This is a genomic window from Candidatus Villigracilis proximus (assembly GCF_016717045.1).
GTDB lineage: Bacteria > Chloroflexota > Anaerolineae > Anaerolineales > Villigracilaceae > Villigracilis > Villigracilis proximus.
Genome location: NZ_JADJUO010000016.1, coordinates 1 through 13289, shown reverse-complemented (window position 1 = coordinate 13289; position 13289 = coordinate 1). Strand labels below are relative to the sequence as shown.

The 13289-nt window shown below is 47.5% G+C and carries 8 protein-coding genes, 2 pseudogenes and 1 riboswitch; of the genes and pseudogenes, 4 read left to right on the top strand and 6 right to left on the bottom strand.

Going from position 1 to position 13289, the window contains the following annotated elements:
- Positions 1-108: riboswitch (SAM riboswitch) on the top strand.
- A gap of 72 nt (positions 109-180) precedes the next feature.
- The 4 genes and pseudogenes from IPL71_RS16455 to IPL71_RS16445 all read left to right on the top strand — a co-directional run bounded on the left by IPL71_RS16455 (position 181) and on the right by IPL71_RS16445 (position 5583).
- Positions 181-1261, top strand: a pseudogene (locus IPL71_RS16455) (methionine adenosyltransferase).
- Positions 1262-2818: 1557 nt separating this feature from the next.
- Positions 2819-3337 carry an S-layer homology domain-containing protein gene (locus tag IPL71_RS16450; protein ID WP_345323499.1) on the top strand — a complete coding sequence of 173 codons (519 nt, stop codon included), beginning with the start codon at positions 2819-2821 and terminating at the stop codon, positions 3335-3337.
- A gap of 311 nt (positions 3338-3648) precedes the next feature.
- Positions 3649-3705: pseudogene (locus tag IPL71_RS26095) on the top strand (SBBP repeat-containing protein); the annotation flags it as partial.
- 126 nt (positions 3706-3831) lie between these two features.
- The gene (locus IPL71_RS16445) at positions 3832-5583 is read left to right on the top strand and encodes an S-layer homology domain-containing protein (protein WP_345323497.1); all 1752 of its coding nucleotides are present in this window, start codon (positions 3832-3834) and stop codon (positions 5581-5583) included.
- Between the two features lie 107 nt (positions 5584-5690).
- Here IPL71_RS16445 and IPL71_RS16440 read toward each other — a convergent pair whose 3' ends face one another.
- The 6 genes from IPL71_RS16440 to IPL71_RS16415 all read right to left on the bottom strand — a co-directional run.
- Positions 5691-7136, bottom strand: a complete 1446-nt coding sequence (locus IPL71_RS16440; RefSeq protein WP_345323495.1) for a trypsin-like serine protease — start codon at positions 7134-7136, stop codon at positions 5691-5693.
- Between the two features lie 107 nt (positions 7137-7243).
- Complete coding sequence (locus IPL71_RS16435; RefSeq protein WP_345323493.1) at positions 7244-8683, bottom strand: S-layer homology domain-containing protein; 1440 nt, start codon at positions 8681-8683, stop codon at positions 7244-7246.
- 85 nt (positions 8684-8768) lie between these two features.
- The gene (locus tag IPL71_RS16430) at positions 8769-10472 is read right to left on the bottom strand and encodes an S-layer homology domain-containing protein (protein WP_345323491.1); all 1704 of its coding nucleotides are present in this window, start codon (positions 10470-10472) and stop codon (positions 8769-8771) included.
- Positions 10450-10941, bottom strand: a complete 492-nt coding sequence (locus IPL71_RS16425; RefSeq protein ID WP_345323490.1) for a hypothetical protein — start codon at positions 10939-10941, stop codon at positions 10450-10452. The genes IPL71_RS16430 and IPL71_RS16425 overlap by 23 nt, the downstream gene beginning before the upstream one ends.
- A gap of 525 nt (positions 10942-11466) precedes the next feature.
- Positions 11467-12036, bottom strand: coding sequence for an S-layer homology domain-containing protein (locus IPL71_RS16420; RefSeq protein ID WP_345323489.1), 570 nt, complete (start codon positions 12034-12036; stop codon positions 11467-11469).
- A partial coding sequence (locus IPL71_RS16415; RefSeq protein WP_345323487.1) for a choice-of-anchor Q domain-containing protein occupies positions 11958-13289 on the bottom strand: 1332 nt, incomplete at its 5' end. The genes IPL71_RS16415 and IPL71_RS16420, both read right to left, overlap by 79 nt.

Below are 13289 nucleotides of genomic sequence, written 5' to 3'. Positions count from 1 at the left end.
CTCTTATCCAGAGAGACGGAGGGAACGGCCCTGCGATGTCTCGACAACCAGTCAGCGAAAGTTGAATATGGTGCCAAATCCGACAGATACATTTCTGGGAGATGAGAGGGTAGATAGCATTATGCATAATTGCCCTTTCGCACGCTGAAAGGGCAATTATATTTTCTTAAGGAGAAACAAATGAGTAACACTTTTATGTCTTCACCGAGTTTGATGTTCACATCAGAATCGGTCACCGAAGGACACCCTGATAAGATCTGCGATCAGATCTCGGACGCAGTTTTGGATGCCTGTCTTGAGCAGGATCCGATGTCGCGTGTGGCTTGTGAAACCGCAGTGAAAACCGGTTTCGTGGCATTGTTGGGCGAAATCACAACCAATGCGTATGTAAATTTTGATGAGCTCGTGCGCAAAGTGGTGAATGAGATCGGCTACGATAGCAGCGACAAAGGCTTTGACGGCAATACTTGTGCCGTGCTTTCAGCCGTTGCCAGCCAGAGCGCAGATATCGCTTTGGGCGTTGACCATGCGATGGAAGATAAAAGCGGTGAAATGAAAGACGCCGGCATTGAACATGTGGGTGCGGGCGATCAGGGTATGATGTTTGGCTTTGCCTGTAATGAAACCCCGACCTTAATGCCGATGCCAATTTACATGGCTCATAAATTATCACGCCGCTTAAGCGAACTTCGCAAAGACGGCACACTCCCCTGGCTGCGCCCCGATGGCAAGAGTCAGGTCACTGTTGAATATTCACAGGGCAAGCCCAAGCGCATTGATACCGTGTTGATCTTTTGTTATCGGCGGTCCAATGGGCGATGCGGGTGTGACCGGCCGTAAGATCATCGTGGATACCTACGGCGGCATGGGTCGTCATGGCGGCGGTGCGTTCTCAGGGAAAGACCCCACAAAGGTCGATCGCTCTGCTGCGTATGCCGCGCGCTATGTAGCCAAGAACATTGTGGCCGCTGGTTTGGCTGACCGCGTGGAAGTGCAGGTGGCGTACGCCATCGGCGTGGCTCACCCACTCTCTGTCAATGTTGAGACTTTTGGCACCGCTAAAATTGCGGATGAGAAAATCTCTGCACTCGTCAGCGAATTCTTTGACCTGCGCCCCGGCGCGATCATCCATGACCTTGACCTGCGCCGCCCGATCTATCGCAAGACCGCCGCGTACGGTCACTTTGGCCGCGACGATATCGAGTTCCCATGGGAAAAGACTGATAAGGCCGCTGCTTTGAAGAAGGCTGCGGGGTTGTAAGGTAGTAATTAGGTAATTGGTAATTAGAAGAGGCCACGAGACCATGGTCTCGCGGCTCTTTTTACGATCATCTATCAAGATGTAGCTGTCTCATTTTTCTTAAAATCAATAATTTAATACCCCATTATAATTTTACTATTCTTCAAAAATCAAATACATAAAATCATCCAAACCAGGGAGACTAAAGTAAATTTATTCGTAAGTTTTCAGCCACGGTAATAACGTTTCTCTTCGCATTCATCCTAGTTACTTCTGTCTTGGTACTGCTGGCAACACAACAATGATATCTTAAGCACAAATGGCACCCAAAAAAATAGCGGACTCTGTTCTCCCTGCCATTTCTCTAGATGGACGCGCTATGTAACATTTTACTCTTATGCTTGGAGTTTAATAAGTAACGATCAAAAGTTGGCTTCAGATGTTTTCGTACATGACCTTGCCACAGGAATACCTCCTTGTTTCAGTCCAGTTCAAGTGGCGTTCAAGGAAGGGAATTCCTCATCCATCTATTTCAATAGATGGACGCTACATAGCATTCCAATCAGATACAACAATCTCGTAATCGGCGACACAAACAACAGAAGCGATATTTTCGTACACGATCTTGTGGCCAAAACTACTGTTCGTGTATCAGTCAACTCAAAAAGAGAACAAACACTTATTGCTGGCCTGCATCCTTGTGGATTTCTTTAATGGGCGGTATGTTTCATTTATCAGATCAATCGCTAACAACCTTGTGGATGGAGACCAAAAGGATGGGAAGATATTTTGTACGAGATTTACAACTGGAAGCACCACACGGGTTCAGTTAACTCAGGGCGTAGAAGGAAACAGCGACTCTTCTATTTCCTTCTATTTCATCCGACGGACGTTATATAGCATTTCTCTCAAAAGCTAGTAATTTGGTAAATGGTGACACAAATTTGTAGATGACATCTTTGTTTACGATAATTTAACCGGAACCACGACTCGAGTTTCAATTAGTTCAAGTGGAACACAAGGTAATGACGACGCAGGAGAATATGATCTTGCTATCTCCGCTAATGGCCGCTATGTTGCTTTACTCTTATGCGAGCAACGGTTGACATGAAGACACCAACGATGTAAGAGATGGCTTTGTACATGATCTCTTGCGGGGTATAACCTACTACGTTCATTAGAGATTCAACTGGAAATCAGGGAAATAACATTTCCTATTACCCAATCCATTTCAGCAGATGGACGCTACGTGGCATTCAACCTCTACGCTAACAACCTCGGTAAGCAACGATACTAATCTAACGGAAAATGGCCTCTCGGATGTCTTTGTACATGATCTTGTACACGATTCAGGCTTCTACACGGGCTTCAGTTGCGCAACAAATGGCACTAATCAAATGGTGGCTCTGGTGTAGGGCATAGTTCCCTTTCAGCGGACGGTCGATTCGTTGTATTTCAATCATCAGCCACAAATCTGGTAATGCAGATTAAACAACATAGCTTTTGGACATATTTATTCATGAAACTGGCGCTCCGTCTTGGCAAACATTTACAGATGTGTCACTTAGCTTATTGGGCGTGAAATTACATCGAGCGTCTTGCCACGCCGGCATCACCGGTGGATGTAGCACAGGTATTTACTGCCCTGATAACACCGTCACACGCGCACAGATGGCAGTCTTCTTATTGAAAGGGATTCATGGCTCAGGCTATACCCCACCCGCCGTGGGAGGCAATACCGGCTTCGGCGATGTAGCAACCGATTACTGGGCTGCCGCGTGGATCAAATTAGCTGCCGAAGGCATCACCGGCGGCTGTGGCGGCGGGAATTACTGTCCTGATAACACCGTCACCCGTGCGCAAATGGCAGTCTTCTTAATGAAAGCGAAGAACGGCTCCAACTATAGTCCGCCCGGCGTGGGAGGCAGCACTGGCTTTGGTGATGTCGCAACCAATTACTGGGCCGCGGCTTTCATCAAGCAACTCGTGGCAGACGGCATTACCGCTGGCTGCGGCAATGGGAATTACTGTCCTGAAGACTCGGTCACACGGGCACAGATGGCGGTGTTTTTAGTGAAGGCGTTTAATTTGCCGTAGAGACAAGTAGTTCATGAATCAAAAGAGCCGCGAGACCTTGGTCTTACGGCTCTTTTGATTCCCCATCCCGATAATAAACATCTTATTTGTCATAGTACAATGGTTGCTTATGTTTGGAAAACTTCATCCAAATCATTACAGCCAAAAAAGGAGAGGGTATGTTTACAAAAAATAAGATTTCCAAAATGTTCTCAGCATTATTCATCGTGATGTTTTTATTGGCAGGTGTATTCCCCGCCTAAGCGGGATCGCTTGCAAAACCATTATCCTCCAGCGGAGATTTCCTCTGGGCTAAGGGTTTTGGCGGAACGGACCTTGATTACGGCAGATCCATCGCTGTAGACTTAAACGGTAATGTTTACACAACCGGGCATTTTCAAGATACTGTCGACTTTGACCCCGGCGCTGCCACATTTAACCTGACCAGCATCGGTGGAACTGATATTTTTATCTCCAAACTTGATAGCAGCGGAAACTTTGTCTGGGCTAAAAGAATGGGGAGTACAAACTCAGACAGTGGCAGTCAATATGATGATTCCAATGACATCGCCCTAGACTCAAACGGCAATGTCTATGTCACCGGGCAATTTCAAGGGACTGCCGACTTTAACCCTGGCGCAGCTACATTTAACCTGACCAGCGCTGGTATAGTGGATATATTCATCGCCAAACTCGATACCGACGGAAACTTCGTCTGGGCCAAAGGCATCGGTGGATCAAGCTGGGATTACGCATCATCCATCGCCATAGACTCAAACGGAAACGTCCTCACAACGGGGCGCATAGAAAGTGCGTCTGCCGACTTTGACCCCGGCGTAGGTATTGCCACCGTGAATACCATTGGCGATGGTGATGTCTTCATTTCCAAGCTCGATACCAACGGAAACTTCGTCTGGGCAAAAGTCATGGGCAGCGTTTCTTCTGAGGGCGGACTCGGCATCGCCGTAGACTCAAGCGGTAACGTTCACACGACGGGCTACTTTAACCAAACTGTGGACTTTGACCCCGGCGCAGGCACATTCAATATAACCACTGTTGATCAAGCCTCCTTCACTTCCAAGCTTGACAGCGCCGGTAATTTTCTTTGGGCTAAGAGCAACGGCGGCGACGTATCCGTGGATATTGCCTTAGACTCAAATGGCAATGTTTACACAACAGGATATTTCTACGGCCTCACTGATTTCGATCCCGACGCAGTGGCCGTATTCAATCTGAACAACATAGGAGACCTGGGCATCTACATCTCCAAGCTGAACAGTAACGGCGGCTTCGTTTGGGCCAAAGCATTGGATGGAAACGGAACAATCCCTCCCACTGGTGATAGCTTTAAATATAGCTACGGCATCGCCGTAGACTCAATCGGTAATGTTTACACAACAGGTGAGTTTGACGGCATTGCAGATTTTGACCCCGGTGCAGCTACCTTCAACCTAACCAACCCAAGCATCTATACGGATGCCTACCTCTCCAAGCTGGATACCGACGGCAACTTCGTCTGGGCCAAGAGCTTAAGCGGTATGGACTATACATCGGGGCGAGCCATCACATTAGATTCGCAAGGCAACGTCTACACAACCGGAGCCTTTGACGGCACCGGAGATTTTGACCCTGGCACAGGCACAGCCAACTTAACCAGCCTTGGTGATGTTGATGTTTTTATCTCCAAACTTGAAAACAAACTATCTACATTTGCAGATGTGCCAACATCCTATTGGGCAAATAGCTACATCGAACGCCTATACGGCGCTGGCATAACTGGTGGCTGCTCAAACATCCCGTTAAATTACTGCCCCGATAGTACTGTCACTCGCGCGCAAATGGCGATCTTCCTATTGAAAGGGATTCACGGTTCAAGTTATGCGCCACCCGCAGTGAATGGCAATACCAACTTTGGTGATGTCACCACCGATTACTGGGCAGCCGCATGGATCAAGCAACTCGCTGCCGAAGGCATCACTGGCGGATGCGGCGGCGGAAACTACTGCCCCGATAGCACCGTCACCCGGGCACAGATGGCTGTCTTCTTAATGAAAGCCAAGAACGGCTCTAGTTACAGTCCGCCCGCTGTGGGAGGCAGCACTGGCTTTAGTGATGTAGCAACCGATTATTGGGCTGCGGCTTTTATCAAGCAATTGGTTGCCGATAGCATCACCGCTGGTTGCGGCAATGGGAATTACTGTCCCGAAGACTCGGTCACAAGAGCACAGATGGCGGTCTTCCTCGTCAAGGCTTTCAACCTGCCATAGAAGTTATTCGTTCATGAATCAAAGAGCCGCGAGACCATGGTCTCGCATCCCTTTTTGATTCATAATTATTTCAGAAATTTCTTAACTACAAGACAGCGGTCAATTCTTTATGGCAGATTAAACGTCTTCACCAGGAATACAGCCATTTGAGCACGCGTAACAGAACTATCCGGGCAATAGATACCCGTGCCGCATCCGCCGGTGATGCCTTCAACAGCAAGCTGTTCGATCCATTTATCAGCCCAATACCCTACGGGCACATCTGTGAAAACTCCTGAAGCATTGGAGGGAGAATAAGAGGAAGTGTACTTGGCTTTCAAAAGGAAGATCGCCATTTGCGCCCGGGTAACCGTTGCATCGGGGCAATAGACACCCGTGCCGCATCCACCAGTGATGCCTTCAGCGGCAAGCTGTTTGATCCATGCTGCTGCCCAGTAATCAGTGGCAACATCTGTAAATCCAGTGCCGGCGTTCACAGCAGGCGGGACATAGCTTGAGCCATGAATCCCCTTCAATAAGAAGACTGCCATTTGCGCGCGAGTGACTGTATTATCAGGGCAATAAATACCTGTACCGCATCCGCCGGTGATGCCGGCATTGGCAAGGCGTTCGATGTAATTATTCGCCCAATAATCCATGGGGACATCAGAAAAAACGGATATATAACTACTTATCCAATTTACATATTCAGATACACGAGTGTAAACGCCCGGCAGGAATGGCTCAGCGCAGCCAATACCAAATGAAACAACTCCGGCAAGTTTCCACTGGCTGCCATCAAATATAACCAGAGGACCGCCAGAATCACCCTGACAGGAGTCTTTTCCGCCTGCATCAAAGCCAGCACACAACATATTGCCTGTTATTCCGCCGCCATAGTGATTGGAATCAGCGCATACTGAATTTGTAATAATGGGAACCTGCACTTCATATAGCTCTTTAGGATAGCCAGCTATTTCAGTATTTCCCCATCCCGTAACCGTTGAGTTAACACCTGCCAGGCTCCCAACTGAGGAGGAGACCAGAGGAATTAAAGCGGTTTTGGTTGCACCGCTGCCACCGATCGTTACTGGAGATTCCAGTCTCAGCAAGGCAATATCATTGTCTTTTGTAGAAGGATTATAGGACGGATGTTTAATGATCTCAATGACATTCCGTTGTTGATACCCAGCGGTAGGAGTGAACAAATTATATATACCAGCGACGATATCAACACTGGATGGGCTCACCACTGTACCGAAATCATCTGCTATACAATGGGCTGCGGTGAGAACCCATTCCGGGTCAATCAATGAACCACCGCAGAATTGCCAGGTGGCGGAATTGCTATAAAAATCATTTACAGCGTTTCCGCCTACTAATGCAACCTGCCACGGATATTCACCCTCACTCGCAAGTACACCACCTACGATCTGCCCGCCAACTTCGGGTGTAGGGGGCGTATTATCCTGAGCCAGAGCGCCTGATACAGGGCTAAAGATAACCATGAGCATGGCAAAGATCAACACGATTGAAAAAACGAAAAAAGGTGTTCTTTGTTTATGTGAATGCATTTTTATCTCCTATTGAACAAATATTGAATAGATTAACGGACTACGTCATTTTCAATTGGAAGCCCAATTGAAAATATTCAAAACATTATACGCCACATATTTATTTACTACGGTAAATTAAAAGCCCTGACAATAAAGACTGCCATCTCTGCGCGAGTAACAGAGTTATCGGGGCAATAATTCCCATTACCACAGCCAGAGGTGACTCCTTCAGCAGAAAGTTGTTCGATCCATTTATCGGCCCAATACCCCACGGGAACGTCGGTGAATATTCCGCCAGCATTGACAGGTACATAGGCTGCCCCGTGTTTGGCCTTCAAGAGGAAGATTGCCATTTGGGCGCGGGTAACCGTTGAATCTGGACAATAGATACTCGGACCGCATCCGCTGGTGATGCCTTCAGCGGCAAGTTGTTTGATCCATGCGGCTGCCCAATAATCGGCAGAGACATCCGTGAAGCCTGTGCTGCCATTGACTGCGGGCGGCACATAATTGGAACCGTGCATACTTTTTAAAAGAAAGACGGCCATTTGTGCGCGAGTAACTGTGCTGTCAGGGCAGTAATTCAATGGGACGGTCGAACAGCCGCCTGTGACCCCGGCGCTATATAAACGTTCAATATAATTATTTGCCCAATACAAGGTGGGAACATCATCAAACACCCAGACCTTTGTAACACAGGTGTTTCCAACTGACAGGGTTGGGTTGGTGTATCCGGTAAATACAGGAACACCGTGGGTAACATGCAGCATTGTTTTTATGGCTGAAATCACCCAGGCATTCCAATCGACATAACCACGCGTCCCATGTTCACCGCCTGATGGACAAACGCTAAAGACATTGTCATCGCCGCGCGCCAGATGAGCATTGCTTAATTCCCGCGCACCACAATTTCCCCAGGTACACTCATCCACAGGGAATGTTGTGTCGCCCAAATTCTCGATCATGGCAATGCTATAGGAAGCCGTATCAGCCAGCCCCGTACGGGTAAACGCGCCGGTATTATTGTCGGTGATATAGCCGGGAGCTGCATATCCGGCATCCTCCGAAAGAAATCCCAATGCTCTGCCTTGATAGCCATTACTGTGCAAATATTCCATCACCCAATAATTTTGCGCCCCGCCATAGGAACTTCCCACTAAAATAATTGCGTTGCAATTCGCAGGGATCGAAGAATCGCCGCACAATGCATCAAGCCCTTGCAAGGTTCTTGCGCTAATATCACTGACCCATGGGCTGATCTCGTCAAACCCAATCGATAAAGTGACATATCCTTCATTTATAAAACTTGAATTCTGACCAGATACTCCGGCATTCACGAAACCCGACCCGCCCCAGCCGGGTAAAAACACTACTACAGGACGTTTTTCTCCGTTTGGAATTTCCGACGACCAGCCGGCGATCGCTTTATTGGCAATCAATGTTTTATTGTTGATTGCCGTACCGGGTCTGGCTGCAACCATGAATGATGTCTGGCCGATCAGTGTTAACGTCAGAAGAATGATGAACAAGATGGATGAAGTTTTATAAAGCCGGTAATTTTTCATTTTTTTGCCTCAAAGATTCAATGCTACTCATTAATCCGGGAGCATCTCAATTTTTCGAGACACTCCCGGATTGAAAAATTTTTATTTACGGCAAATTAAATGTCTTTACTAAAAAGATCGCCATCTGTGCGCGGGTGACATCTGATTCAGGACAGTAATTGCCATTGCCGCATCCGCTGGTAATGCCGTCTGCCACGAGCTGCTTGATGAAAGCCGCGGCCCAGTAATCGGTTGCGACATCACTAAAGCCGGTATTCCCTCCCACGGCCGGCGGACTATAACTGGAGCCGTTCTTGGCTTTCATTAAGAAGACTGCCATTTGCGCCCGGGTGACGGTGTTATCGGGACAGTAATTTCCGCCGCCACAGCCGCCGGTGATGCCTTCGGCGGCTAATTGCTTAATCCACGCGGCAGCCCAGTAATCGGTTGCTACATCGCCGAAGCCGGTACTGCCTCCCACGGCGGGTGGAGTATAGCTTGAACCGTGAATCCCTTTCAATAGGAAGATCGCCATTTGGGCGCGGGTCACACCTGAATCGGGGCAGTAATTTAATGGGGTGACTGAACAGCCTCCAGTTATGCCGGCAGCGTATAAACGTTCAACATATTGCCAGGCCCAATAATCAGTTGGCGCATCTGCAAAAATGGGACCTAAAGCTCCATATTCCACAGCGCCAATATCACACACGCCTACCCGGGATGCGCCGCGTTGATCGGTAGTACTGCAATTATCTCCGGCATTGATCAAGGGGCTGCCAGCCAGCGGCAGTATCGTTTGCATTGGGAATGCGCCGCCATTAAAAGTTAAGCTGCCCAAATTAAGATTGCCGCCAAAGTTGTTCTGGTCACTTGGTTGATCCAAAGCAGAACAAGTGCCTATGCTGATATTATGCCCAAGCGAGTCAAAAAGTGAACCATCGCAATTATTAGTACTGCCAAAGATCACGCTATTCTTAAGTTGAACCACGAACGAGTTTATAGAATCTTCATAGATGGCATTTCCAGCAACACCAGCCGTATTGTTTCCAATGGTGACATTGGTCAAAACCGCATAACGGCTGCTATGAAACAGACCACCGCCAAAATATCCCGCCTGATTATTTACCAGCGTTACATTTGTCAGCGTTAGGTTGCCGTCTGAGCTGTGATAAACGCCGCCGCCGCTTGCCGTGGCACCCACCGCGTGATTATCACTGATCGTAGCATTGGTAATAAAAGCCGTTCCCACACTAATATAAACACCGCCGCCGTTTGAACCAGTCGTCACGTTATTCATGATACTGGCATTGGTGATCTCAATATGAGTACCGTAGCTATTGATACCACCGCCTTCATAGGCGCTATTGTTGGTCACCCGCGTCCGCACCAAAGTAACAGTCCCAAACAAATTCCAAATACCGCCGCCGACACCGGTGACAACATTTGCATCAACCAGGCTGTCGTTTAGCGTTGTTGTGCCGGCATTCTCTAATCCACCGCCATAGCCACCCGTATTGGATTTCAAAGTAACAAAATTAAGCACAGAAACTGCCCCGAGATCATTATATAAACCGCCGCCATCCAAAGCGCTGTTCCCTTGAAGCAAACTATTGCTCATCGTGAGTGTGGAAGGTGCTGCATTATGAATAGCCCCGCCCAGCCCACCCGAACCACTACTGGCTTGATTTGCCTTAAAGATTGAATTACTGATCGTAGCTGTACAACCGTCATTATAAATTGCACCACCGGCCTTCGAAACATTCCCTTGAAACAAACTGCCGCTAACATTAAGTGCCGCCAGTTCCCACATTACAATACACTGCCCCGCCCTGATTTGTAGCATTATTATTAAGGAATTGCACAGACTCCAAAAACACCTGTGATCCGATTGAATAAACAGCAGCCCCTTCCTGCAAAGACTTGCCATTGCTCAAAGTAATATTTTGCAAATGAAAGACCAGACCACCATTTACATAAAAAAGGCGCGTGGTGTTTCCACCGCTAAGAATAATAAGGTTATTCCCATTAATAGTTACATTATTTGCAAAAATACTTTTCTGGGCAGTAAAGTTAATGGTTGTTACCGCTGCGCCACAGTTAAAGGTAATGGTACCGCCGCCACTATTCGCTGCAGACAACGCGGTATTAAACGCAGTTTCGGTACAGGAGGCGGGCGTGCCATTCCCCACCACTGCGCTGGCGGCACGCGCAGGCTGTACATTAAAAGAAGCCGCCAATAGCGTTAACACTAAAGTCAGTAGAATAATATTTTTTTTCATTTCTTTCTCCTTGAGAAGACTTGCTCCTCTTTAGAAATCTGTATAAAGATACATACAATGATATTGCCATATCCGTCACTGGGGATTTTTCAGCAACGATTCGTTCAACTCTGGTTATATAAATTGTATGCTAGACATCTCACAAACCAACGGCAACAGCAGAAAAACCAGAATGAACCATGATTTAACTTTAAAATATATTTTTGATCAATAAGATAATTATTCCGATCACCTCCATAACTGCGTCTGCCACACATAAAACAAATGACGTGATGTGCTTCAATTTATGTAAATTTTAGACATATCAACTTTTAATCAAAGCAACTTTTTCCAATTAATTCAGCCTAAATAACCCCATAAATATCACCTTCATTGTACTATTTCTTTACGCCTTTATTCATAAAACTACTGGCCTATTGGTACTAACAAAGCAGCTCAATTCTTATGAGAGATGACGGAGAAATCAAAAGAGCCGCAAGATTCATCTCATGGCTCTTTTGATTTAAAACCTGGTGTTTATTCTTTCTATGGCAAGTTAAATGTCTTCACTAAAAAGATTGCCATCTGTGCGCGGGTGACATTGGAATCAGGGCAGTAATTGCTGCTGCCGCATCCGCTGGTAATGCCTTCTGTTACCAATTGCTTAATAAAAGCGGCTGCCCAGTAATCTGTTGCCACATCATTGAAGCCCGTGCTGGCTCCCACGGCTGGCGTTGTATAAGATGAGCCGTATTTCGCTTTCAAGAGGAAGACCGCCATTTGCGCACGCGTGACTGTTGCATCAGGGCAGTAAACCCCTGCCCCACATCCACCGGTAATGCCTTCAATAGCAAGTTGTTTGATCCAGGCGGCTGCCCAATAATCTGCAGCAACATCGGTGAAGCCGGTATTACCATTTACTGCGGGTGGCGTATAGCTTGAGCCATGAATCCCTTTCAATAAAAAGATTGCCATTTGTGCGCGGGTCACACCTGAATCGGGGCAGTAATTTAATGGGGTGATTGAACAGCCTCCAGTTATGCCGGCAGCGTATAAACGTTCAATATATTGCCAGGCCCAATAATCGGTTGGCACATCCGCAAAGATGGGGCCCAAAGCTCCATATTCCACTGCGCCAATATCACACGCCCACGCGCGCCGCCGCGTTGATCAGTAGCGCCGCAGAGATTCCCGGCATTGATCAATGGACTGCCCGCAAGCGGAGCAATGGTCTGCATGGGATATGCGCCGCCATTAAACATCAACGCACTTAGGTTGAGGTTGCCGCCAAAGTTATTCTGGTCACTCGGCTCATCCAACGCAGAACAAGTTCCCTTGCTAATGTTGTAACCAAGCGAGTCAAAAGCCACGCCATCGCAATTGTTGGCACTCCCAAAGAGCACGCTATTTTTAAGTTGAACCAGAAATGAATTTGGTGAATCTTCATAGATGGCATTTCCAGCAGCGCCGGCGGTATTATCTCCAATGGTCACATTGGTCAAAATCGCATAACGGCCATAATGATAAAGTCCACCGCCCAAAGACCCTGCCTGATTATTCGCCAGAGTCACATTCGTCATTGTCAAATTATCATTCGAGTTGTGATAAACGCCGCCGCCATTGGCGCCTCCGCCAACCGCCTGATTACCACTGATCGTGGCATTGGTAATAAAAGCGGTCCCCGAGCTGATATAAACACCGCCGCCGTTTGAACCGGTCGTCACGTTATTCATGATACTGGCATTATTGATCTCAACGTGAGTTCCATAACTGTTAATACCGCCGCCTTCATACGCGCTATTATTGACAACCCGGGTGCGCGTCAAATTAACGGTTCCGCTCAAATTCCAAATGCCGCCGCCAGATCCCGTGACGATATTTGAATCGACCAGGCTATCGTTTAATGTGACCGTGCCATTATTCTCCAATCCGCCGCCATATCCGCTTGTGTTGGATTTCAACGTAACAAAATTAAGCACAGCAGCCGCCCCGGCATCATTATATAAACCGCCCCCATCATACAAAGCGCTGTTTCCTTGAAACAGACTATTGTTTACAGTAAGTGTAAGAAGGTCTGGTGTAAAAGGCGTGCTGTTATAAATAGCGCCGCCGTTGCCAAGAACGCCATTATCGGCCTGATTGGTTTTAAAAGTGGAATTACTGATCGTAGTCACGCAGCCATCGTTATAAATCGCGCCACCGTATCTAGAAACATTATTCTCAAATAAACTATCACTGATCGTCAGGGTTCCATCAGCGCCTACATAACAATACACGGCCCCGCCCTGATTTGGAGCATAGTTATTGATCAACTGCACAGTGACCCAAAACATACGCCCCCCGATAGCTTCACGGAACCGCCGCCCGCT

What these genes read in the sequence shown, in the direction of transcription:
- IPL71_RS16445 (WP_345323497.1), top strand. Translation starts at nt 3,832, where the DNA reads ATGGGGAGTACAAACTCAGACAGTGGCAGTCAATATGATGATTCCAAT.
- IPL71_RS16440 (WP_345323495.1), bottom strand. Translation starts at nt 7,136, where the DNA reads ATGCATTCACATAAACAAAGAACACCTTTTTTCGTTTTTTCAATCGTG.
- IPL71_RS16435 (WP_345323493.1), bottom strand. Translation starts at nt 8,683, where the DNA reads ATGAAAAATTACCGGCTTTATAAAACTTCATCCATCTTGTTCATCATT.
- IPL71_RS16430 (WP_345323491.1), bottom strand. Translation starts at nt 10,472, where the DNA reads ATGTGGGAACTGGCGGCACTTAATGTTAGCGGCAGTTTGTTTCAAGGG.
- IPL71_RS16425 (WP_345323490.1), bottom strand. Translation starts at nt 10,941, where the DNA reads ATGAAAAAAAATATTATTCTACTGACTTTAGTGTTAACGCTATTGGCG.